The organism is Mesorhizobium sp. P2_E9, from assembly GCF_056403815.1.
On sequence record NZ_JBFUET010000005.1, the window covers coordinates 280,467 to 302,736 of the forward strand.

The window sequence follows — 22,270 nt, forward strand, 5'->3', positions numbered from 1 at the left end:
CCTTAGCCTTCCAGCTTTTGCAAATGCTGTTCGAGATAGGGCCGCAAGTGCTGATGCTGCGTCGGCAGCTTCAGCGCTTCGCCCAGATGCGCGGTGTCCTCGTCGCGGTCGAACCCCGGCTCGTTGGTGGCGACTTCGAACAGCACGCCGCCCGGCGTGCGGAAATAGATCGCCCAGAAATAGTCGCGGTCGATCACCGGCGTCACCCCATAGCCCGTATCCATCAATGCCTTGCGCACTTCGAGCTGCTTGGCGCGGTTCTCGACGGCGAAGGCGACATGGTGGACCGAGCCGGCGCCGAGATCGGCGAAGGCCGCGGTGGGCAGCGATTCGATGTCGACGACATCGGCACCATTGCCGTTCTTCACTGCAAGCCGCCTGATAGTGCCTGATTTATCGACTTCTTCGTAGCCCATGAACTTCAACAGCTCCTCGGTGGCGCCGCCATCCTTCAGCCTCAGCGAAACCGAGTGGAAGCCGCGGATCGCCTCGTCGGCCGGAACACCGCCTTTCACCCAGGGCGCACGACCATCTGCCTTGTCCTCGACAAGCGCGAAACTGTCGCCGTCGGGGCCGGCAAATCCGAGCCGCTTCTCACCAAAACTCTCATCGCGGGAAACACCGCTCACGCCTTCGTCGGCGAAGCGCTTCTCCCAATAGGCGAGCGTGCCTTCCGGCACGGAATAGACCGTGGTGCCGACCTCGCCGACGCCGTGACGGCCCTTGCCGATGTTGGGAAACGGAAAATAGGTCATCACCGAACCCGGCGTACCAGCCTCGTCGCCATAATAGAGGTGGTAGACATCAGGCGCATCGAAATTGACTGTCTTCTTGACCCGGCGCTGGCCAAGCTTGTGGGTGAAGAACTCATTGTTCTGCCGGGCATCCCTGGCCATCGAGGTGACGTGATGCAGGCCCTTGATCTGGTCGAGCATGTCTTGCTCCTTCCCTTGTGTTCGTGCGGCCCTTGCCGCTGTCCCCGCCAATATGAGGACACCACCACGTGCGGCAAAGGCTGCAAACACAGAATGGACTGTGCTGTAAAAGTGAACAATCAAAAGAGATTTGTTCACCAATCGACTAACGCGGGCGGTCTTGCGCCCTTGCCGGAAATCGGTTCCATGAATGGCATTCGACCATCCAGCGAAAGGTATCGCGCGTGACAGGAAAAGCCAGGCGCCCGAATGTTCTCCTGATCACCTGCGACCAGTGGCGCGGTGATTGCCTGTCGGCCGCCGGCCACCCCGTGGTGAAGACGCCGAACGCCGACGCGCTGGCCGCCGAGGGCGTATTGTTCAAACGCCATTACGGCGGCGCGGCACCATGCTCTCCAGCCCGCGCGTGCCTCTATACCGGCCTCTACCAGATGAACAACCGCGTCTGCCGCAACGGCTCGCCGCTTGACGCCCGCCATGGCAACATCGCGCTGCACGCGCGCAGCATCGGCTACGATCCGACGCTGTTCGGCTACACCGATGTCTCGCTCGATCCGCGTCTGCTCGCGCCCAGCGATCCAAGACTGAAAAGCTATGAAGGCGTGCTGCCCGGATTCACGGTTCGCCAATGGTTGCCCGAGCATCAGAAACAGTGGCTCTCCTGGCTGAAGCAGCAGGGCATCGATGCCAGTGCCGGGTTTCCGGACATCCACCGTCCCGTGGACGAGGACGCTGACGCAGTGACCGAGGCGCCGCCGATCTATTCGAAAGACCAAACGCCGACGGCTTTCCTTGCCGGTGAATTCATCCGCTGGCTCGGCGAGCAGGAGCAGACTACGCCCTGGTTCGCGCATCTGTCCTTCATCAGCCCGCACCCGCCCTTCATCGTGCCGGAACCCTACAACACACTATATGATCCGGCCGATGGCCCGGCTTTTCACCGCGCGGAGAGCTGGCGGGCCGAAGCGCAGAGCCATCCCTATCTCGCTTATGATCTCAGCCGGAAGAAACGCGCGAACTTCCGCCCCGGCGCCGCCGGCAAAGTGCATGACTGGAGCGAGGATGATTTCCGCAGCATCCGGGCGATCTATTACGGCATGATCTCGGAGGTCGACGCACAGCTTGGCCGCATATGGCAGTCGCTGAAGGCTTCGGGCGCCTGGGACGATACAATCATTGTCCTCACCTCGGACCACGCCGAGATGATGGGCGACCATTACATGCTGGGCAAGGGTGGCTGCTTCGACGGCAGCTACCACATCCCGCTGATCATTCGCGATCCGCGACATCGCAAGGCTGCCGGCAGCACGGTCGATCGTTTCACCGAAGCGGTAGACATATTGCCCACGCTGATAGATCTGCTTGGCGAGGCCCCCGAACCGCATCTCGACGGACACTCGCTGAAACCATTCCTGAGCGGCGGAACCCCCGCTATCTGGCGCGACGCAGCGCATTGGGAGTTCGATTTCCGCTCGATCTCAGGCGGTGAAGCCGAGCAGCATTTCGGCATTGCCTCGCGCCAGTGCAACCTCGCAGTCATCCGCACCAAGAAATTCAAATACGTGCATTTTGGCGGCGGCTTGCCACCACTGCTTTTCAACGTCGAGGCAGACCCTGGCGAGCTGACCAACCTCGCCACCAGCCCCGCCCATCTGTCCACCCGTCTGGAATTCGCCGAGCGGCTTCTCGCCTGGCGGGCCGAACATCTCGACCAGTCACTGGCGCTGGCGGAGTTGACGGAAAATGGCGTGGTGGGACATGTCAGTAAGGCAGTAAGGGAATAGGGCAGTAAGGCAGTATGTTTTGGTGCCTGGCATCGACGCCGCACCCTACTGCCCTACTGCCCTACTGCCCTACTGCCCTACTGCCCTCTGCCTACTTCACAATCAACCGCTGCTGATCACGCTTCTCGGCATAACTGCCCTTGTCATAGGCAGGCTGTGCCTCGAGCTGTTCCTTGGTGAAGGTCGTGTAGAGATACTTCTTGCCGTCCTTGTCGGTCATGAACTTCAGATTATCCAGGCCGACCGCCACTTCCTTCTCGCCTATGCCAAGGAAGCCTCCGACATTGACGATCACCGCATCGGCCTTCTTGTCCGGCGCCAGCACGACATCGCCGATCTCACCGACCTTGGCGTCATTGGCGCCGTAGACCGTCGCGCCCTTCAGATCGTCGGCCCTGATCTCGCCGACCGGCATCTCCGTCAGCGTCGATTTGTCGATGGCCGCAGTCTGTGTCTGGTCGGGAGCAGCGGCATCAGGGGCCGTAGCCGCTGGGGCCTCGGCAGTCTTGTCCGCCGGCGCGGCAGCAGGAGCCGTGGTCGCGGCTGGAGCTGTTGCCGCCGGCTCATTGGAAGCCGTCGTTGCCGGCACCGGGTCATAGGCCTTGCGGTTGAAATCCGGCTGCGCCTGCAGCTCTTCCTTGGTGGTCTGCGCCACCAGCCAGCGGTCGCCATTCTTCTCCGCCCACTGTGCCTTGCTGAAATCATAGGTGACGTTCTTGGCGCCGAGCCCAAGGAAGCCACCCACGCCGATGACAAGGGATTCGGCCTTGCCGTCCCTGGTCAGCACGATGTCGTTGACGCTGCCGATGTTCTGCGCGTCATCGCCGGTGCCGTTGTAGACGGTTTCGCCGATGATGTTGGTGGCAAGATTACCATCAGCACGCTTCGCCGGCTCGGCCGGGGCTACGGCAGGCGCCTGTGCGGTATCCGTTGTCGCGGGCGCTGTCGGTGCTGCCGCGTCGGTAGAAGTGGCAGGCGCCGGTGCCGGTCCATAAGGCTTGCTGTCGAATTCCGGATGCGCCGTCAGCTCATCCTTGGTTGTCTGGGCAACCAGCCAGCGGTCGCCGTTCTTCTCGGCCCATTGCAGCTTGTCGTAGTCGAAGGCGACCCTCTTTGCGCCAACGCCAAGGAAGCCGCCGACGCCGATGACAACCGATTTCGCCATGCCGTCCTTGTCGAAGACGACATCACTGACCTTGCCGATGTTCTCGGCATCATCGCCGGTACCATTGTAGACGGATTCGCCGATGATGTTGGTAACGATGCTGCCTTCGGCGCGTGGCACCGGAGCGGCTGCAGCCGGCTCCTGAACGGCAGGAGCGGCGGCCGGAGCCGGGGTCGTTGCGGTCTGCGCAAAGGCGCCCGTCGCGATCAGCGTTGCGAGTGCGGTCGTGGCTAAAAGGGTGCGGATCATGATGGTCTCTCCTGATGCGTGATTTCGTGCAAGCCGCGCCCGCTCAAAGCGTTGCTGAGAAGATCGGCGCGGCATCTCTATGGGTTCACAACGTTGTGACCATGCTGTTGTTCCGACAAAATTGGCGTGGATTTCTCAGCCAAAAAACACGGAGCGGTTGCGCGGCGGTTGAAGAACACGACGGAACCTTTCCCGCATCGCCACGTTTCAGCCTACGGCTGGGTTTTCCCCGGCCTCTTTTGGGCTGGCACAACGGAGCGGGGCATGAAATTTGCGGCGGTGCTGAACCGGGACGGCGGCACCTTGCGCACCACCGACCTCGCCGCTTTTTCCGACAGGATGCGCCAGACGCTGGAAGCGGCAGGCCACTCCCTGAGCATCGACGTGGTTGCCGGCAAGGACGTGGTGGAAGGCCTCGACAGCGCTGCTTCGCGCCGCGCCGTCGATGTCGTGCTGGCCGGAGGCGGTGACGGAACCATTTCAGCAGCAGCCGCCAGGCTGATGGGCAAGAAAAAGGCGCTTGCCATCTTGCCGGCCGGCACCATGAACCTGTTCGCGCGTGGCCTCGGCATTCCGCAGTCGCTCGACGCCGCGCTCCAATCCTTCGCCGACGGCGAGATCATCGCGGTCGACATGGCCACGGCCAACGGCCGGCCGTTCATCCACCAGTTCTCGATCGGCATGCATGCCAAGATGGTGCAGTTGCGCCAAGGGATGGAGTTCGGCTCGCGCCTGGGAAAGATCGGTGCTTCGGCGAAAGCAGCGTGGGCGACGATCAAGAACCCGCCGGCGATGAACGTCACGCTCGGCATCGGCGAGGCCGAGATAACGGCGCGCATCTCAGGCATCGGCGTCACCAACAATCTGTTCGGCGAAGGCCACCTGCCCTATGCGGACAACCCTTCGGGCGGCGTGCTTGGCATCTATGTCACGGTGGCGCAGCAGCGCGCCGAACTGGTGAAATTCCTCTTCAATGTGGCGCGCGGCAAATGGCGCGACAACGAACATGTCGAAATCCATCAATCCGACCGCACCGTCCTGAAGATCCATTCCGGCAGCAGAAAGTTCCGCGCCGTCATGGATGGCGAACTGGTCAGGCTGGAGCGTGAGACGACGATCGAAATTCGGCCCGGCGCGCTGAATGTCCTCGTGCCGGCCAGCATTGCCAAGGCAAAGGCAGCCTGATGCGATCTCGAATGATGACGGCCGAAAATCTAGCCGCCCGGCGCATTTCCTTGCTCCGTCGCCGGCGTCTTGACCGCCTCACCATAGATTTCAGCGATGCCCCAGGCGGCGATAGCCAGAAGCAGCGCAGCGATCAGGATACGAAGGCCGTGCCAGCCCCACCGTCCCTGACGCGCTTTGTCCTCGGGAATGATCTTGGTCATGGTGGGTCCTTGTCTCGTTTTGTCCCAGCCAACCCGCTCGGCAAATCACGGTCGGGTAACGGTTCCTTGTTAGGATGGTTCCGAGGAAGCCGGGCCCATGGGTAAGACGGCGGGAGCCAGGCATTGGGGATTGGGTTGAATAGCAAGGCGGAAATAGGGGCGAGCCTGCCAGCCGAGGTGGCGCTTGCCGTCAATGCCGAAGACCGGCTGGCCGTGCTGCACGGGCTGGAGATGCTGGATACGGCGGCCGACCCGGATTTCGACCGCATCAGCAGCCTTGCCGCAGCCGTCATGCAGGCGCCGATCGCCCTGGTTACGCTGGTCGATCTCGAGCGGCAATGGTTCAAGTCGTGCGTTGGCCTCGACGAAACCGAGACCACCACCGACATCTCCTTCTGTGCCCACGCCATCGCCGCCGGCGACGATCCCATGGTGGTGACGAACGCCACGGCGGACCCGCGCTTCAAAGCCAACCCGCTGGTCACCGGCAAGCATCATGTGCGCTTCTATGCCGGCGCGCCGATGCTGGTTGCGGGCGCCAGGATCGGCACGCTGTGCGTGCTCGACCGCAAACCGCATGCCTTTCCATCACAAGCCAAGCTCGACCAGTTGAAGACGCTGGCCGACCTTGCCGCCAGCCTGTTCACCTTGAAGGATGCGACCCGTAGCGGCGCCATTGCCGAAGCAGCCCTGGCGCGCGAGGAAAAGCGGCGCGCCATCGCGCTCGACGCCGCCTCGCTCGCCAGCTGGGCATGGGACATCCGCACCGACATGATCGAATGCGATGTCCGGCTGTCGGAGCTGTTCGACCTGCCGCGCTCGACCCGGCTGCGGGCGCGCGACATCCTGATGGCCATCGATCCGCGCGACGTCTACCAGACAGAAACCCGTTTTCGCGATGCCTTGTCCGGCAGCGACGATTATTTCGGCGAATACCGGGTGAAAGGCTTTCATCCGCCGCGCTGGGTGGCCACGCGCGGCCGCGTCATCGAGCGCGACGGCGACGGCAAGCCGACACTGATCTTCGGCGTCAACTATGACATCTCCGAACGCAAGCTCGGCGACGAGCGGCAGCGGCTCCTGCTGCGCGAACTCAACCACCGCGTCAAGAACACGCTGGCGACCGTTCAGGCGCTGGCGACGCAGACCGTGCGTCATGCCCGCCAGCCGAGCGAATTCCTCGAAGCCTTCGGCGCCCGGCTTCAGGCGCTGGGTATCGCCCACAATCTCTTGTCCGACCGCGAGTGGCGTGGCATCGGCATCCGTGAGCTCGTCCAGATCGAGATCAGGCCCTTTGACACAGCCGATCAGCCGCGCATCACCATCTCCGGCGCCGACCTGTTGCTGTCGCCCGATCAGGCCGTCGGCCTCGGGCTGATCCTGCACGAACTGGCCAGCAATGCGCTCCAATACGGATCGCTGTCGGTTGCATCGGGCAAGGTCGATCTCGCCTGGAAGACACAAGGCAAGAAGGGCGACCGGCGCCTGGTGTTGACGTGGCGCGAAAGCGGTGGCCCTGAAGTCGCCCCGCCCGAGCGGCACGGCTTCGGCTCGATCCTCATCCGCCGCAGCCTAGCCAAGGTCATTTCAAGCGAAGTGACCCATGAATTCCGGCCGGAAGGGGTCTTCGCCGAAATATCGCTTCCGCTGGAAGATCTGTCGAAGTGACGGAGCCTTGATCCGAGGCCGGGCGCCGGCGTTACTTCCCCTCGCCGGCATCCGGATCGTCGGGCTTCACGTTCTCACGGTAGATGGCATAGGCCGCGAGTGCCACGGCCGGGCCGAGAATGACACCGAGGCCACCTTTTCCCTTGAGCAACGTCGGCAGCACGGCGATTGCTGCCGTGATGCCGAGCGCCTTCATGTCGGCGTTGCGCCGCCTCGCCGCACGGCGGGCACGGGCGCCGGACATCAACCGATGGATCAGAAGGACGAGACCAGCGATCACCAGAAAGCCGACACCGAAACCAAGCGCCGCCGCGAACGATCCATAGCGGGCGGCGGCCCAGATATAGGCTGCCCCGACCAGGAAGCCGAGACCGCAGAATGCCGCGAGCGCGGCAAGCGTATAGACGATGGCCGCCGTGCGCGCACGGCGTATGGCGGCCACGGTTTCACCCGAGGCGAAACCCGAGAGCAGGGATGCCAGCAGACCCATCTCTGGCGGAACTAGCGACGCGCAAGCAGCGCGAAGAGGAAGCCGACGCCAGCGGCGATCGCCAGCGAGGTCACCGGCTTTTCGCGGACATTGGCCAGCAGCTGCGCCTCTATGTCCTTGGCACTGCCGCGGAGGCTGTCAAACGCAGCTTCGCCCTGCGCGCGCAATTGCTCGACGCCCTCGGTGGCCGCGCGCCGCGCGGTGCCATAGCCATGTTCACCTGTCTTGGCCAACTGCTTGGTGAGCTTGTCGATATCGGCCTTCAACTGCCGGATGTCGGCTTCGAGGTCCGAATTCGCCCGCGCTTCGTTGGCGGTCTTCCCTGCGGCGGTGGCCATTGCTTAACTCCTTGTGATTGCTCGATTTCAAACGCGCCGTGCGTCTCAAGGTTCCGGCATCGGGACAAAGTAGAGCAACTCCAGGAAAAGTGTGAAACGGTTTTCCGTCCGGAGTTGCGTCAAAACAAAGAGATAGCGGAAAAGCTGTTCGTGCGCACCCGATCCGCTTTCCCCAGCGGGAAGTGTTGTGTCAGATCAGTGGCCGGCGGCTCTCGCCCAGCCCTTCCCAGCCGGCGTGCTGCTTGAGCGCTTCATTGTCGATGACCTCGCAACCGCCATCGCGCCAGACGATGAGCTTGCGGTCCATCAGCTTGCGGATCGTCTTGTTGGTGTGAACCAGCGACAGGCCAAGCGTATCGGCGATATGTTGTTGCGTGATCGGTATCTGGATGGATTGCTTGCCGTTCAGCCCGACAACCTTTGCACGGCTGGCTATGAAAGCAATCAGATAGGCGGCGCGCTCGATAGCGCTGCGGCGGCCGACACTCAGCAGGTTCTCATCCAGCATGCGTTCTTCACGCGATGCGATCCAGGTGATGTCGTAGCCGAGGCCCGGATGGTTGCGGTAGAGTTCATGCAGATTGTCGCGCTCGAAGACGCAAAGCAGCATCGGCGACAAGGCCTCGACCGAATGCTGCATTTCCCCCATGACGCTGCCTTGCAGGCCGATGAGATCGCCCGGCATGAGATAGTTGAGTATTTGGCGGCGGCCGTCCGGCAACAGCTTGTAGCGGAACGCCCAACCGGACAGCACTGTGTAGAGATGGGCGCTATGGCTCCCTTCCACGAGGACCGTCGCACCTTTGTCGACCGCAAGCTCGCCCTTCTTGAACTTGCTAATGAATGCCAGTTCCTCCTTCTCGAATTCCCGGAAAATCGGCAACGGCCGTAAAGGACAATTCTCGCAAGGATACTGACGGCCGGAAAAAGCACGCCCATTCTGGCTTGGCATTTCGACCCCTCTCGAAAGCCTGCCGTTCAGCAGGTACGTCTAAACGTTTTGCCAGGATCGGAGTTCCGGGGTTGAAGGCATGTCTTTTTTAAATGACAACACACGCAATAGCGATCATGACTCCCGGCGTTTCAAGGAGCCTTCACCTGTGCCCACATTGCTTGACGGATTGCGGATTCTTGTCCTGGAGGACGAATTCCTCATCGCCATGGATGTCGAGCAGCTTTGCCGCGACCATGGTGCACAAGAGGTGGTGATCGCCCGTGACCTCACCGAGATCGACGACCGCAAGGTCGCAACGCAATTCGATGCGGCCATCGTCGATCTGATGCTGGGCGGGACCTCGACGCTCGAATTCGCCGCCGGCTTGCGTGAAACGGGCGTCCCTTTCGTGTTTGCCTCCGGCTATTCCGACGCGGACGAGATCAAGGCATCCTTTCCAGGGGTGAGGCTGGTCACCAAACCCTATTCAGGCGACGATCTCGTCGAAGCGGTGGCGCTGGCCTATGGACGCGGCTCTCCGGGGTGAGATTGATGCAGCAGCGTCCGGATTGCGGCATCCGGGCCGCACATCAGTGCGCCGCCGTCCCCGTGACCTGAGCCGAGATCGCATCGGGACCGTATTCGTCCTCGCCGGAGATCTTCAGGATTTCCTGCAGGCGCGTGCGCGCCCTGCTGACGCGGCTCTTGATTGTTCCGACCGCACAACCGCAGATTTCGGCGGCCTCCTCATAGGAGAATCCCGATGCGCCGATGAGGATGATGGCCTCGCGCTGGTCCTCCGGCAATTGCTCGAGAGCGCCACGAAAATCCTTGAGGTCGAGTTGGCCGTGCTGTGCCGGATGCACGGCAAGCCTGGCCGTCATGATGCCGTCGCTGTCCTGCACCTCGCGGCCGCGTTTGCGCATCTGCGAATAGAATTCATTGCGCAGGATCGTGAAAAGCCATGCCTTGAGGTTGGTGCCGGGCTGGAAGCTCTCATGCTTGTCCCAGGCCTTGACCAGCGTTTCCTGAACGAGGTCGTCGGCCTTGTCGGCATTCTGCGTCAGCGAAACGGCAAAGGCCCGCAAGCTCGGGATTGCCCCAAGCAGATCGGTCTTGAAGCCTTGGGAGACCGCGGCCATGCCTCAGTCCTTCTTCTGTGCGGGTTCGGTCTGTTCCAATTGACTGAGCAATTGGGCAAAGCGATCCGGCACGTCGTCGGAGACCAGCTCGTCGTAATATTGTTTGAGTTTTCGCCCGATTTCGGAGTTGGCCCCGAGCGGGTCGCCCGCTCCGTTCCGGCGCCTGCCCGCGGCGCCAGCCAAAATATCTTTCGTCATATCCTTCATTTCGCCCTTATATTCCCACCATCCAGGCCGCTCATATCCAACTCAACACAAGGCAAGCGGCACCCTCGTCTGGTTGCCCATCCCGACATCAAACGCCGTTCCCGCCTATTCGTTCCATATCGGCGGAACTTTTTCGGAAAACCCGCGTTGTATTAGCGGGACTTGCAATCAGCTTGACCTGCAATCCATGCAATCACGTCATTCTGAGGGAGACGTCTTACCATGAGTTTATCCGCTACCATCGCACCGCATCTGCCGTTCCTGCGCCGCTTCTCGCGCGCCGTCTCGGGATCGCAAGAGAGTGGCGACGCGCTGGTCGCTGCGATGCTTGAGGCCATCATCGCCGACGTCGATATTTTCCCCGAGGCATCGAGCGACCGTATCGCGCTCTATAAGGTTTTCGCCAAACTCTTCACCTCGATCGCTATCCGCGTGCCGCAGGAGCAGGCACAATCGGCGTGGGAGCAGCGCGCCGCCGCTAATCTCAACGCGATTGCGCCCCTGCCCCGCCAGGCATTCCTGCTGGTTGCCGTCGAAGGCTTCAGCGAGGACGAGGCGGCCGAGATACTGGACGTTGGCGACCAGCAATTCTCCGAGCTGCTTGCCCAGGCAAGCAACGAGATTTCCCGTCAGGTGGCGACCGACGTGCTCATCATCGAGGACGAACCGCTGATCGCCATGGACATAGAGGAGATGGTCGAGAGCCTCGGTCATCGTGTCGTTGGAACGGCGCGCACACACGCCGAAGCGGTGACGATGTTCGGCAAGACGCGGCCGAAGATGGTGCTGGCCGACATCCAGCTAGCCGACGGCAGTTCGGGCATCGAGGCGGTCAATGAAATCCTGTCGTCAACCTCGGTGCCGGTGATCTTCATCACTGCCTTCCCCGAGCGCCTGCTGACCGGCGAGCGCCCCGAACCGGCGTTCCTGGTGACCAAGCCGTTCAACCCCGACATGGTCAAGGCGCTGATCAGCCAGGCGCTGTTCTTCGATCGGCAGGCCAAGGCTGCCGCCTGATGCATGTCGCCCAAAAGTGACCTCGGTTTTGGGAGAACGATATCAATAAAAACAAAGACCTAAAGCGCGTCGCATGAATCCGTTTTAACGCGACGCGCTTTAGGATCGCTGCCTTCCGATAGGAACACACGAATCAAAGGCCGTCTGATGCGATGCATCGGGCGGCCTTTTTGCGGCCGAACCCATCACCGAGAATTTCGTGGGGCTCCGCCCGAACCATTTGCAAGCACCGTCTTTTTCGGCAAATGGTGGAACAAACCGCATCCATCCACGTTTTCATCGCACCATTCGGAAGGAGATGAACCATGCTTTACTGGGCGCTCGTATTTCTCGTCGTGGCAATCATAGCCGGCGCGCTTGGTTTCGGCGGCATCGCCGGCACGTCTGCCGGGATAGCGCAGATATTGTTCTTCATCTTTCTCGCTTTCCTGGTCATTTCGCTTCTCGCCGGCCTGTTCAAACGGGCGTGAGGGTGAACGATCGTCGATGAGAACACTGGAAGCCGCACCCCTCAAACGGTTTCCAGCAACCGCCGGGCGGTGTCCCTAAAGGGACGCCGCTCGGCGGACCTTTTTTGGAGGCTGCTCCGGGGATTTCATTTTGGGAACCCATTTGAGAGTGGGCCGTTCAGCCTGAGTTGGGTGGACAGATTTGACCGATGCGTTCCAGGGCTGCAGATAAAGAGGCAAACACACGGAGCGACGAAGTCATCGCGCTGCATCCTGCCGAAAGTGGCATGCAGCTTGGCCGGGCTCTTCTTCATGCGCTGCACAATGCCGGCATTTCCGTCCTCTATCAGGATCGTGAAATGAAGACCGTATGGGCCCGCAACATGCGCGCGCCCTGGGTTTCGGACAGTGCCGACGGCAATGGCATACTGCCTGTGGCACAGGCCGACCGCATCAGCGCCGCCAAGCGCGATGTGGTCGCGACCGGCAATCCGGAGCGCCTTGAGATCAGTGTTCCGGTCGAGAATGGCGTCCGCTGGTTTCAGGTCTGGGTCGATGCCGACCGGGGCGACGCCGGCGACGTGCAAGGTGTCGTCACCACCATGGTCGAGACCACCGAGCAGAAGCGGCGCGAACAGACACTGACAACGCTGCTGCGCGAGGTCAGCCACCGCTCGAAGAATCTCCTGGCGATCATCCAGAGCATCGCGACGCAGACCGGTCGCTATTCCGACGGCATCGGCGACTTCCTGACACGCTTTCGCGGCCGGCTGCAGTCGCTGGCTTCCTCCCAGGATCTGGTAACTTCCTCGAACTGGCGCGGTGCGGCCCTTCATGAACTGGTGATGAGCCAGGTCGGCCGCTATGGGACGAACACATCACACAGCCTTCGCTTCCGGGGCGCCAACCCCTATCTCAATCCCAACGCCGCGCTGCATATCGGCCTGGCGATGCATGAGCTTGCCGTCAACTCGGTCAGCTACGGCGCCTTGTCCCGGCAAGATGGATTCGTCGAAGTGACCGCCAATCTCAACACCGCCGCCACTGGCGAGGTCGCCCTGTCGCTGACATGGGGCGAAACCATAGGAGCCGATGCCGGTCGCAATAAAAAGCGCTTCGGCAGCGTCGCGCTGGAGCGGGTGGTGCCGGCATCCCTGAGCGGAACCGCCAGCCTCGACATCGCGGACGGCCACCTTGAATACCGCCTTGTCTTCCCGCACAGCAATTTCGAGACGCAGTGAGCGGCTAGATCCTTAACCGGCTATTCACCATAAGAGCGGATGCTGTTTTACCCAGATACCGCTGCAATCCGCTGGGTTGCGGCACGGTGTGGGAGGAATGCGTGACAGTCGCCGACATGAACAGACTGGAACAGGCCGCCCGTGTTTCGATGGGCGAATTTCAGGATCCCGAAGCATCCACGGAACCGCTTTTCCCGCCGCATCACACATTGCTGTGGGGGCATCGTGCTGGCGGCGGCCGCGACAATTCTCATCATCGCCCTGTTCCAACTGACCTGACCGAAATCCGCTGCCGGCAATAGTGCGCGGCGTTTAACGCTTGCTGCAGCGGCATTTATTCGCGTGTCACCGGGACGCTCAGGAACTTTTGGCCGATGTGAGCCGTTGTTGCAGCGAGAGGGCATGTCGCCATGGAACACATCGCTGCATTTTTGCTTGTCATCGGTTGCACCAATTCGATGACCGAGTGCCGGGAGTTGCAGGTGCCGGTGAGCATTTTCGAAACCGCCGACGAATGCACCGCCGAGCGCCCCTTTGCCATGGGCGACGTACAGGGACAGGCGCAGCGCATCGTCGCCAAGTGTCTCGCTGTCGATCCCGCGCTGGAGGATGACTACGATCAGATCGTCTGGAATGTGCGCCCCGATGGTAACCTTGACGCCTCACTTGCAATTTCCAGCCTGGTCATGGCATCAAACGCATTGCGCCCAGAAAAAGACTATCTTAGCCAACAATAAATTCGAGCAGCAAAGGCCGTCATTTCGTGCTAAATGGCTGTCGGAGCTTACCAAAGTGTGGACACAAAGTGAGGAGTGACTCAATGCGGAAGATGATTATTGCCATGGTTGCAATGGCTGCTCTCAGCGGCTGCACCTCGACCGAGCAGGACGTCGTCGGCGGCGGCCTGATCGGCGCCGGTATCGGCGGCCTGGTCGGTGGCGGCAAAGGCGCGCTGATCGGTGCGGCTGTCGGTGCAGGTTCCGGTTTGCTGGTGCGCAAGCTGCAGAACGGCTATTGCCAGTATCGTGACCGTCACGGCCGGATCTACACGGCCCGCTGCAACTAATTCGGCGATAACAGTCGATCCGGGGACCGGTCCGCTGGTCTCCGGGTTTTCATGCCTGGAACGCCCTTCCGTCTGACGGTGCGCCGTCATCCCGTGAGCGGAATTTTTATTTCCACCTTCAGACCATCGGCCTGATAATCGCGCTTGATCGTGCCGCGCAGCTCGCGCGTGACATTGAGGTCGATCAGCTTGGTGCCGAACCCCGTCTCGGCCGGCGCCTCGACTTTCTTCTTGCCGGCCTCCCGCCAGTTCAGCGCCAGCGTTCGCTCGCGCCCAAACCCTTCCAGCGACCAGTCCACCTTGAGCGCCCAATCACTTCTAACCGGGTTGGCGAAAGTTCCAGCTTCGCCATATTTCAGCGCATTGGTTGCCAGCTCATGGAAGGTCAGGCCAAGCGCCTGCGTCGTGGTCTCGTCGAGCAGCACCTCCGGCCCTGACAGGAGATCCTCGGGCAACTCCTTACCGAACACCTGACCAAGCTCGATGCGCAGGAGATCGGCGAGATCCGCCTTCTGCCAGCGCGAGCGCGTCAGCATGTCCTGGGAGGCCGCCATCGCCTGCAGCCTGGCAGAAAAGGATGCGGAAAATTCGTTGACGTCTGTGGCCCGCGAAGCCGTCTGGCGCGCGATAGCCAGCACACGCGTGATCGAATTCTTGATGCGATGCTTCATCTCCTGCAGCATCAGATCCTTTTCGAGCAGGCTCTTTTCGGTCGTCTCGTGCAAACGCGAAGCCGCCTCATAGGCCCGTTCCTGGTAGCGCGCCACCAGCGCGATGGCGCCGGCCGCCAGCAGGCCGAACAGCCCCAACATCACTGGAATGGCGCGCGACGACGGCTGCGAGAAGGCGCTGGTCGGCCTGAACAGCACCGTCCACGGGCGGCCGGCCACCGTGATCTTTCGGGTGACCAGCAACCGCTCGCCAAAGGATGAAGCCGGCGGCGTCTCCGACCGGAACAACAGGTCGTCGCTGTTCACCGCGCCGTCATAGATCTCGGTGTTGACCGGCAGCAGCGGCGCCCGGCTGAGTGCGATCTGGAACAGGTCGCGGGCCCGGAAAGCCGCGTAGAGAAAGCCCGCGGTCGAGGATCGCGATGCGTTGATGACCTCCGGCGCGGTCTCGACATTGAGCCGCACGAAGATCAGGAAGCCGGTGAAGGTCTGTGTCGCACCCGTGCCTTGGCCCAGTTGCACCAGCCCGCTCGCGTGCTGCTGGTCATCGGCCATTGCCTTCTCGATCGCCGCGCGCCGCACCGGTTCGCTGAACATGTCGTAGCCGATGGCAGCCTGGTTGGACGGGTCCAGCGGCTCGAACAGCATGATGGGCGCGCGCCAAGGCTGCGTCGTGTCCGGATAGACCGGATGGCTGGCGCCGAAATCGTGGAGGATGTCGCGTTCGACCGCCGCTTCGTCACCCCTCTTGACGAGCCCGAGGAAGCCGATGCCGCGCAGGCCGGCGAAATTGTTGTCGACATCCAGCGCGTTGAAGAACGCCTTGAACTCGCTCTGGGAGATGTCGCCATTGCGGGCGTCGAACAGCGCCTGTGTCGAGCGCAGCAGCGACAAATGCAGATCGATCCGGCTCTCGATCCGGTTGAGGGCGTCGTCGGCAGCCGCTTCGAACTTGATGCGGGAAGCTTCCTGCGTCGCGAAATAGGCAAACCCCGCCATGGTCATGCTGATCAGCGCAACGGCGATGAACGCGACAATCGGAAAGAGTTTCTTCAACGGATGATGCGGTCCATGGGGCAATACCGGACCTTTATGGGCAAGTCGCCGAGCCAACACAATGGCAAGGCCAAGCCATCACGATCACTGGCATATCACGTGAGCGGCAACCGGCCATGCCCGATCAGCCAATACCGGACCGCCGGCAGGCCTCAGGCCGCGATCTTCAGCGCGCCCGGCCCGGGAATGGCGCCCGGAGGACATTTACCCAGGATGATCATGCCGAGCACCTCGTCCTGCGTCACATCGGTGGTGCGCGCGGTGCCGACGACCTGGCCGTTCTTCATGACGCAGACCCGGTCGGCCAGTTCGAACACATCGTGGATGTCGTGGCTGATCAGGAAGATGCCGATACCATCGGATTTGAGCTGCTTGACCAGTTCGCCGACCTGCGCCGTTTCCTGCGGGCCAAGGGCTGCCGTCGGCTCATCCATGATCAGGATGCGGGCGTTGAACAGGATCGCGCGCGCAATCGCCACCGATTGCCGCTGGCCGCCAGACAGCTTGATCACCGGCTCCTTGAAGCGCTGGAAGCGCGGATTGAGCCGGCCCATCACCTTGCGTGCCTCGGCCTCCATCGCAACGTCGTCGAGCGTGCCCCAGGCGGTCATCAGTTCGCGGCCGAGGAACAGATTGGCGGCAGCGTCGACATTGTCGGCCAAAGCCAGCGTCTGGTAGATCGTCTCGATGCCGTATTTCTTGGCATCGCGCGGATTGGCGATCGAAGCCTCCTCGCCATTGACGAAGATCTGGCCGGCGTCGCGCTTGTAGGCGCCGGATAGGATCTTGATCAGCGTCGATTTGCCGGCGCCATTATGGCCGAGCAGCGCCACGACCTCGCCGGGGAAGAGATCGATCGAGGCATCGTCGACGGCACGGATGCCGCCAAAAGCGATGGAAATGTTGCGCATGTCGATCAGCGGCGTGCCAGAGGGCGCAATTGTGGGGGCAGTTGCCAGAGCGATTTTGTCAGCCATGATCATTCTCCCTCAGACCCGCTTGCGATAGACGGTGTCGAGCCACACCGCGATGACCAGCACGGCGCCGACGACGATGCTCTGCAGCGGCGAGTCGATGCCGAGCAGCACCATGCCCGACTGCAATGACTGCATCAAAAGCGCGCCCAGCATGGCGCCCATCACCGTGCCGGCGCCGCCAGCGAGCGACGTGCCGCCGATGACAGCGGCGGCGATGACCAGAAGCTCGTCCAGCGTGCCCAGCGCATTGGTCGACGCGTTGAGTCGGGCCGACGAGATCGCCGCGCTGATCGCGGCCAGCACGCCCATGATCATGAACACCTTCATGGTCACCCAGCGCGTGTTGATGCCGGCAAGTTCGGCCGCCTCCGGATTGCCGCCAATGGCGAAGACATAGCGGCCGAAACGCGTGCGCTTGGTGATGAAGGTCATGATAATGCCCACTGCCACCGCCATCAGCACCGGTATGGCAATGCCATGCGCGATGAACAGTCCGCCTTCGGGAACGGTAATGCCGTTCTGCTGGGCGTACTGGCGCACGATGCCGATCGGCCATGGATAGGAATTGGCGATCCAGACGGCGCCAAGGATAGCGGCGCAAGCAACCACGCCAAGCAAGGTCTCGGCCCAGACGGGGCGCAGCGGAAAGTTGAAGCGCTTGCGCTGCGACCTGCCGTTGAGCAGCATGAAGGCGACCGCCACGCAGGCGACGATACCGACGATCCAGCTGGCGGTGGCGCCGATCGAGCCGCGTGGTCCGCCGCCCATCAGCTGGAAGGTTGTGTCGAGCGGCGCGACCGTGCGCCCGCTGGTGATCAGCCATGCCATGCCGCGCCAGACCAGCAGGCCGCCAAGCGTCACGATGAAGGCCGGAACCTCCATATAGGCGATGATGAAGCCCTGGAATGCGCCGATCAGGAGACCAAGCACCACACCGGCCGCCAGCGCGATGATCCAGAGCCAGGGATTTCCAAGCTGGAAACCGATGACGCGAATGAGGAATTCGGCTTGCGCCACACCCATGATCATGCCGATCACGCCTTCGACGGATCCGACCGAGAGGTCGATGTTGCGCATGACGATAACCAGCACCATGCCGGTCGCCATGATCGCGACCGACGAGGTCTGCACCGACAGATTCCATAGATTGCGCGGCGTCAGGAAAAGTCCACCCGACAGGATGTGGATGCCGACCCAGATGACCAGCAGCGCACCGACCATGCCGAGCATGCGCGTATCGAGTTCGGTAGCCTTGAGGAACCGTCCAACGGCGCTGAGTTCGGATGCACGCGCCTTGTCCGCCGCAGTGCTGCCGACCGGTTGATTAGAGGTCGTGTCGGTCATGCTATCCTCCCACCGGTTTACCGTCTGGCGCGGATGCCGGAACATGGATGCTATTTGCTTTCCGCAGTCATTGGGGCGGGAAGCCCCTTGAGAAACGCCGCGGCTTTTGGGCCGCGGCGTCGATATAGAACAGCATTGCGCCGTTTAGTTGCAGGCCGCGACGCTGCCGGCGGCAACGCCTGCGCAGACTTCGTCCTTCTTGATCCAGCCGGCGTCGATGACGACGTTGAGATTGTCCTTGGTGATGGCGACCGGGGTCAGGAACAGCGACTTGACGGTGTTGCCGCCAGGCGTCGTGAAGTCCTTGACGCCGGCGATGTCGGTCATCTTCTTGCCGTCGGCCAGTTGCGAGGCGATCTCGGCGGCGTTCTTGCCGAGTTCGCGCGCGTCCTTCCATACCGACACGGTCTGGGTGCCGAGAGCGATGCGGTTCAGCGCGGCATGGTCGCCGTCCTGGCCCGACACCGGCACTGTGCCGGCGAGACCCTGTGCCGTCAGCGCCGCGACGACGCCACCGGCGGTGCCGTCATTGGCGGCGACGACGGCGTCGACCTTGTTGTCGTTGGCGGTCAGGAACTGTTCCATGTTCTTCTGGGCGTTGGCGGGCAGCCAGCCGTCCGTATAGGCCTCGCCGACATTCTTGATCTTGCCGCTGTCGATGGCCGCCTTGAGCACTTCCATCGAGCCCGAGAACAGGAAGTCGGCATTCGGATCGGCGCCCGAGCCCTTAATGAAGACGTAGTTGCCTTCCGGCTTGGCCTTGAACACCGCAGCCGCCTGCAAGCGGCCAACTTCCTTGTTGTCGAAGGTCAGGTAGAAGACGTCCTTGTTCTCGATCAGGCGGTCATAGCCGACGACCGGAATGCCTTCGTCCAGCGCCTTCTGCACGGCCGGGCCGATGGCCGAGGCATCCTGCGCCAGGATGATCAGCGAATTGGCGCCCTGCGAGATCAGGCTCTCGACATCGGTAAGCTGCTTGCCGGGATTGGACTGCGCATCGGCGGAGATGTACTTGTCGCCGGCGGCCTCGATCGCCTTCTTCATGGCGGCTTCGTCGGTCTTCCAGCGCTCTTCCTGGAAGTTGGACCAAGAAACGCCGATGACCTTGTCCTTCGCCTGCGCGACCGACACAAGCGTCAGCGACATGGCGACACCCGCCAGGATGGCGGCTGTGAATCTCTTCATGATATTCCTCCCTGCGCCGCGTATGGCGCGACCAAACTGGCCCTAAGGCCGGCACAAAGGCTCTATTTTTTCGAGCCTCGAAAAAACACTGATCGAACACCGGAACGCTGTCAACAACGATTCTGATGGATTTTGATGTCCTTGTGAATTTTTTTCGAGCCTCGGAATAAATAAATGACAGGACGGGCCGCTTCTGCCAGTATTTGACCGTGTCGTCGGCAGCGTTCGAGGGGCCGGAGGAACCGCGGCGACCGGGAGGATGTGGGAAAACATGTCGGTCGGAATCCGCCACGACGATCTGCGCCGGCGCAACCGCGCCATGGTGATTGCGGCCGTGCGCCGGGCCGGTCGGCCCTCGCGCACCGAGATTGCCGCGACCACCGGCCTCAGCCACTCGACCATATCGGCGATCTCTTCCGACCTGATCGGCGAAGGCATCCTGGCCGAAGGCAAGCCGAGCGAGGCCGGCGCGCTCAAGCGCGGCCGGCCGCAGGTCGGCCTCGGCCTCAATCCGGAGGCCGCGGCTGTCATGACCGTGGTGCTGTCGCTGAATTTCCTCTCCGTCGCCGTCATCGACTATGCCGGCCAGGTCGTATCGGAGGAACAGCGCCGGCTGGACACGCTGACCATGTCGCGCGAGGCGCTGATCGGCGAATGCGTCGCCATCGTGCGGCGGCGCCTCGATGATCCCGATATCGACGTGCGCAGCGTCGCCCGCATCGCGCTGGCGATCCAGGGCATCACCGACACCGAGGCCCGGGCGATGCTCTGGTCTCCGATCACGCCGCAGACCAACATCGCCTTCGCCGACATACTCGAGGCCGAGTTCGGTATCCCCGCCACCATGGAAAACGACTGCAACATGATGGCGGTGGCGCTGCGCTGGCGCGATCCCGAGCGCTACCGCGACGACTTCATCGCCATCCTTCTGTCGCACGGCATCGGCATGGGCCTGGTGCTGAAGGGCGAGCTGTTCACGGGCACCCATTCCTCGGGCGGCGAGTTCGGTCACATGATCCATCGGCCCGGCGGCGCGCTTTGCCGTTGCGGACGCCGCGGCTGCGTCGAGGCCTATGCCGGCAACTATGCCATCTGGCGCAACGCCAGGCAGCTCAGTGAGGACACCGAGCCAGTGGCCGATGTCAGCGACGCGCAGATGCGGGCGCTGGCCGCGACGGCACGCGAACGCGACGGGCCTGAGCGCGAAGCCTACCGCAAGGCCGGCGAGGCACTGGGTTATGGGCTCGGCAGCCTGTTCGCGCTGATCGATCCCGCGCCCGTCGCCATGGTCGGCGTCAGTGCCGCCGCCTTCGACCTGATCGAGCCGGCACTGCGCGAAGCGATCGCGCAGACCGCCGGCGGTCAGCACTCGAAATCGATTTCCTTCGACACCGAGCCGAACGAACTGCCTCTGATCCGCGAAGGCTGCGCCATGCGCGCGCTGACCTTCGTCGACCAGGAGATTTTCGCACCGGGCGTGCAGGCGAGAGCTGGCACCGGAAAGAACGTTGCCTGAATCAGGTCCCGCTCAATCTTCCCTGATCGCGTAGCCCGCCCCGCGAATGGTGCGGATGACGTCCGGCATACGGCCATTGTTGACCGCCTTCCGCAACCGGCCGACGTGCACGTCCACCGTGCGCTCGTCGATGTAGATCGTCTCGCCCCAGACATTGTCGAGCAACTGGCTGCGCGAGAACACGCGGCCGGGATGACGCATCATGAATTCGAGCAGGCGGAACTCGGTCGGCCCGAGCCGGATCTCGCTCTTCTTGCGATAGACCCGGTGCGATTCACGGTCGAGCACGATGTCGCCGACCTTGAGCACACTGGACAGAACTTCCGGCTTGGCGCGGCGCAGCAGCGCCTTGACGCGAGCCATGAATTCCGGCGTCGAGAACGGCTTGACCAGATAGTCGTCGGCACCGGTCGAGAGCCCACGTACGCGGTCGCTTTCTTCGCCCCGCGCGGTCAGCATGATGATCGGCAGCCGCTCGGTCTCGGGCCGCATCCGCAGGCGGCGACAGAGTTCGATGCCGGACACCGCCGGCACCATCCAGTCGAGCACCAGAAGGTCGGGCACGTTCTCCTGCAGGCGGATCTCAGCCTCGTCGCCGCGCGGCACCACCTCCACCTGGTAGCCTTCGGATTCAAGATTGTAACGGAGCAGCACCCCCAGCGGCTCCTCATCCTCCACCACCATAATGCGTGGCGCGATCATCGATTGGTCACCTCTTGCGTCAGGCCGCTGGCGCCGACATCGCCGTTTCATCCTGCTTGGGACGATTGGCGGGCAACTGCGTGCCGGTCAGGACATAGTAGGCGTTTTCGGCGATGTTGGTCACGTGGTCGCCGATGCGTTCGAGATTCTTGGCGCAGAACAACAGATGCGTGCACGCCGTGATGTTGCGCGGATCCTCCATCATGTAGGTCAGCAGTTCGCGAAAGACGGAGGTGTATTTGACGTCGATGCGTTCGTCGTCGGCGCGCAGCTTCGCCAGGGCAGCGGCATCGCGCGCCGCATACTCCTCGATCACGCCCTGCACCTGGATCAGCACCAGCTGTGCCATGGCGTCGATGGAATGCGACAGGTCGCGCGGCGTGGCGCTGAGACCGACGGTGCCGACACGCTTGGCTATGTTCTTGGCAAGGTCGCCAATGCGCTCGAGGTCGCCGGCCATGCGGATCGAGCCGACGACATGGCGCAGATCGTCGGCCATCGGCTGGCGCTTGGCGATCAGCGTGATGGCGCGGTCGTCGAGTTCGCGCTGGCGCGCATCCATGATGGCATCGTCGGAGACCACACGCTGTGCCAGCGCGTTGTCGGAATTCAGCAGCGCCTTGGTGGCGCCGCCGACCATCGAGCCGGCGAGGTCGCCCATATCGCTGATCAGCCTGCTGATCTGTCCGAGATCCTCGTCGAAGGCTGCGACTGTGTGTTCGGCCATGATCCTGGTCCTCGTATGC

At 62.4% G+C, this 22,270-nt stretch carries 25 protein-coding genes; 11 read left to right on the plus strand and 14 right to left on the minus strand.

Features of this window, described 5'->3' with window-relative positions; translation table 11 throughout:
* Positions 1 to 2: 2 nt before the first annotated feature.
* Positions 3 to 935 carry a VOC family protein gene (locus tag AC1D05_RS11595; protein ID WP_477440870.1) on the minus strand — a complete coding sequence of 311 codons (933 nt, stop codon included), beginning with the start codon at positions 933 to 935 and terminating at the stop codon, positions 3 to 5.
* Positions 936 to 1,159: 224 nt separating this feature from the next.
* Here AC1D05_RS11595 and AC1D05_RS11600 point away from each other — a divergent pair, with 224 nt between their 5' ends.
* The gene (locus tag AC1D05_RS11600; protein ID WP_477440871.1) at positions 1,160 to 2,719 is read left to right on the plus strand and encodes an alkaline phosphatase family protein; all 1,560 of its coding nucleotides are present in this window, start codon (positions 1,160 to 1,162) and stop codon (positions 2,717 to 2,719) included.
* Between the two features lie 91 nt (positions 2,720 to 2,810).
* Here the strand turns inward: AC1D05_RS11600 and AC1D05_RS11605 are convergent, their stop codons facing one another.
* Entirely contained in the window at positions 2,811 to 4,133 is a 1,323-nt protein-coding gene (locus AC1D05_RS11605; protein ID WP_477440872.1) for a PRC-barrel domain-containing protein, read from the minus strand.
* 264 nt (positions 4,134 to 4,397) lie between these two features.
* Between AC1D05_RS11605 and AC1D05_RS11610 the strand changes: the two genes are divergently transcribed.
* Positions 4,398 to 5,318, plus strand: a complete 921-nt coding sequence (locus AC1D05_RS11610) for a diacylglycerol/lipid kinase family protein (RefSeq protein ID WP_477440873.1) — start codon at positions 4,398 to 4,400, stop codon at positions 5,316 to 5,318.
* A gap of 29 nt (positions 5,319 to 5,347) precedes the next feature.
* Here the strand turns inward: AC1D05_RS11610 and AC1D05_RS11615 are convergent, their stop codons facing one another.
* Complete coding sequence (locus AC1D05_RS11615) at positions 5,348 to 5,521, minus strand: hypothetical protein (protein WP_477440874.1); 174 nt, start codon at positions 5,519 to 5,521, stop codon at positions 5,348 to 5,350.
* 135 nt (positions 5,522 to 5,656) lie between these two features.
* Between AC1D05_RS11615 and AC1D05_RS11620 the strand changes: the two genes are divergently transcribed.
* Positions 5,657 to 7,189: a sensor histidine kinase gene (locus AC1D05_RS11620; RefSeq protein WP_477440875.1), complete on the plus strand. Its 1,533-nt coding sequence runs from the start codon at positions 5,657 to 5,659 to the stop codon at positions 7,187 to 7,189.
* Positions 7,190 to 7,220: 31 nt separating this feature from the next.
* On the opposite strand, the gene AC1D05_RS11625 is transcribed toward AC1D05_RS11620, so the two are convergent.
* From AC1D05_RS11625 to AC1D05_RS11635, 3 genes are all read right to left on the minus strand, one after another.
* Complete coding sequence (locus tag AC1D05_RS11625) at positions 7,221 to 7,679, minus strand: hypothetical protein (RefSeq protein WP_475456534.1); 459 nt, start codon at positions 7,677 to 7,679, stop codon at positions 7,221 to 7,223.
* Between the two features lie 11 nt (positions 7,680 to 7,690).
* On the minus strand, positions 7,691 to 8,017 hold the full coding sequence (locus AC1D05_RS11630) for an ElaB/YgaM/YqjD family protein (protein WP_069090305.1): 327 nt from the start codon (positions 8,015 to 8,017) through the stop codon (positions 7,691 to 7,693).
* A gap of 190 nt (positions 8,018 to 8,207) precedes the next feature.
* On the minus strand, positions 8,208 to 8,969 hold the full coding sequence (locus AC1D05_RS11635) for a Crp/Fnr family transcriptional regulator (RefSeq protein ID WP_477440876.1): 762 nt from the start codon (positions 8,967 to 8,969) through the stop codon (positions 8,208 to 8,210).
* Positions 8,970 to 9,048: 79 nt separating this feature from the next.
* Here AC1D05_RS11635 and AC1D05_RS11640 point away from each other — a divergent pair, with 79 nt between their 5' ends.
* Positions 9,049 to 9,498, plus strand: coding sequence for a response regulator (locus AC1D05_RS11640; RefSeq protein ID WP_477440877.1), 450 nt, complete (start codon positions 9,049 to 9,051; stop codon positions 9,496 to 9,498).
* A gap of 43 nt (positions 9,499 to 9,541) precedes the next feature.
* On the opposite strand, the gene AC1D05_RS11645 is transcribed toward AC1D05_RS11640, so the two are convergent.
* Entirely contained in the window at positions 9,542 to 10,093 is a 552-nt protein-coding gene (locus AC1D05_RS11645; protein WP_010911883.1) for an RNA polymerase sigma factor, read from the minus strand.
* Between the two features lie 3 nt (positions 10,094 to 10,096).
* Positions 10,097 to 10,300, minus strand: a complete 204-nt coding sequence (locus AC1D05_RS11650) for a NepR family anti-sigma factor (protein WP_027041867.1) — start codon at positions 10,298 to 10,300, stop codon at positions 10,097 to 10,099.
* Positions 10,301 to 10,522: 222 nt separating this feature from the next.
* On the opposite strand from AC1D05_RS11650, the gene AC1D05_RS11655 reads away from it, so the two are divergent.
* The 6 genes from AC1D05_RS11655 to AC1D05_RS11680 all read left to right on the plus strand — a co-directional run bounded on the left by AC1D05_RS11655 (position 10,523) and on the right by AC1D05_RS11680 (position 14,073).
* Positions 10,523 to 11,317 carry a response regulator gene (locus AC1D05_RS11655; RefSeq protein ID WP_172223167.1) on the plus strand — a complete coding sequence of 265 codons (795 nt, stop codon included), beginning with the start codon at positions 10,523 to 10,525 and terminating at the stop codon, positions 11,315 to 11,317.
* A gap of 305 nt (positions 11,318 to 11,622) precedes the next feature.
* Positions 11,623 to 11,787: a DUF1328 domain-containing protein gene (locus AC1D05_RS11660; protein WP_027031438.1), complete on the plus strand. Its 165-nt coding sequence runs from the start codon at positions 11,623 to 11,625 to the stop codon at positions 11,785 to 11,787.
* A 188-nt stretch (positions 11,788 to 11,975) separates the two neighbouring features.
* Positions 11,976 to 13,007 carry a sensor histidine kinase gene (locus AC1D05_RS11665; RefSeq protein WP_477440878.1) on the plus strand — a complete coding sequence of 344 codons (1,032 nt, stop codon included), beginning with the start codon at positions 11,976 to 11,978 and terminating at the stop codon, positions 13,005 to 13,007.
* A 101-nt stretch (positions 13,008 to 13,108) separates the two neighbouring features.
* Entirely contained in the window at positions 13,109 to 13,309 is a 201-nt protein-coding gene (locus tag AC1D05_RS11670; RefSeq protein WP_477440879.1) for a hypothetical protein, read from the plus strand.
* A 108-nt stretch (positions 13,310 to 13,417) separates the two neighbouring features.
* Positions 13,418 to 13,744 carry a hypothetical protein gene (locus AC1D05_RS11675; RefSeq protein WP_477440880.1) on the plus strand — a complete coding sequence of 109 codons (327 nt, stop codon included), beginning with the start codon at positions 13,418 to 13,420 and terminating at the stop codon, positions 13,742 to 13,744.
* Between the two features lie 83 nt (positions 13,745 to 13,827).
* Positions 13,828 to 14,073: a YMGG-like glycine zipper-containing protein gene (locus AC1D05_RS11680; RefSeq protein ID WP_477440881.1), complete on the plus strand. Its 246-nt coding sequence runs from the start codon at positions 13,828 to 13,830 to the stop codon at positions 14,071 to 14,073.
* Positions 14,074 to 14,159: 86 nt separating this feature from the next.
* Here the strand turns inward: AC1D05_RS11680 and AC1D05_RS11685 are convergent, their stop codons facing one another.
* From AC1D05_RS11685 to xylF, 4 genes are all read right to left on the minus strand, one after another.
* Positions 14,160 to 15,800: a CHASE domain-containing protein gene (locus tag AC1D05_RS11685; protein WP_477440882.1), complete on the minus strand. Its 1,641-nt coding sequence runs from the start codon at positions 15,798 to 15,800 to the stop codon at positions 14,160 to 14,162.
* Between the two features lie 152 nt (positions 15,801 to 15,952).
* Entirely contained in the window at positions 15,953 to 16,777 is an 825-nt protein-coding gene (locus AC1D05_RS11690) for an ATP-binding cassette domain-containing protein (protein WP_477440883.1), read from the minus strand.
* Between the two features lie 12 nt (positions 16,778 to 16,789).
* Complete coding sequence (locus AC1D05_RS11695; protein WP_477440884.1) at positions 16,790 to 18,121, minus strand: sugar ABC transporter permease; 1,332 nt, start codon at positions 18,119 to 18,121, stop codon at positions 16,790 to 16,792.
* 144 nt (positions 18,122 to 18,265) lie between these two features.
* Positions 18,266 to 19,306 (minus strand): D-xylose ABC transporter substrate-binding protein, encoded by a 1,041-nt coding sequence (gene xylF, locus AC1D05_RS11700; RefSeq protein WP_477223203.1) that lies wholly within the window; start codon positions 19,304 to 19,306, stop codon positions 18,266 to 18,268.
* Positions 19,307 to 19,577: 271 nt separating this feature from the next.
* On the opposite strand from xylF, the gene AC1D05_RS11705 reads away from it, so the two are divergent.
* Complete coding sequence (locus tag AC1D05_RS11705; protein WP_477440885.1) at positions 19,578 to 20,822, plus strand: ROK family protein; 1,245 nt, start codon at positions 19,578 to 19,580, stop codon at positions 20,820 to 20,822.
* A gap of 12 nt (positions 20,823 to 20,834) precedes the next feature.
* On the opposite strand, the gene phoB is transcribed toward AC1D05_RS11705, so the two are convergent.
* Positions 20,835 to 21,524: a phosphate regulon transcriptional regulator PhoB gene (gene phoB, locus AC1D05_RS11710; protein WP_032917568.1), complete on the minus strand. Its 690-nt coding sequence runs from the start codon at positions 21,522 to 21,524 to the stop codon at positions 20,835 to 20,837.
* A 19-nt stretch (positions 21,525 to 21,543) separates the two neighbouring features.
* On the minus strand, positions 21,544 to 22,251 hold the full coding sequence (gene phoU, locus AC1D05_RS11715; RefSeq protein WP_010911897.1) for a phosphate signaling complex protein PhoU: 708 nt from the start codon (positions 22,249 to 22,251) through the stop codon (positions 21,544 to 21,546).
* Positions 22,252 to 22,270: the final 19 nt, after the last annotated feature.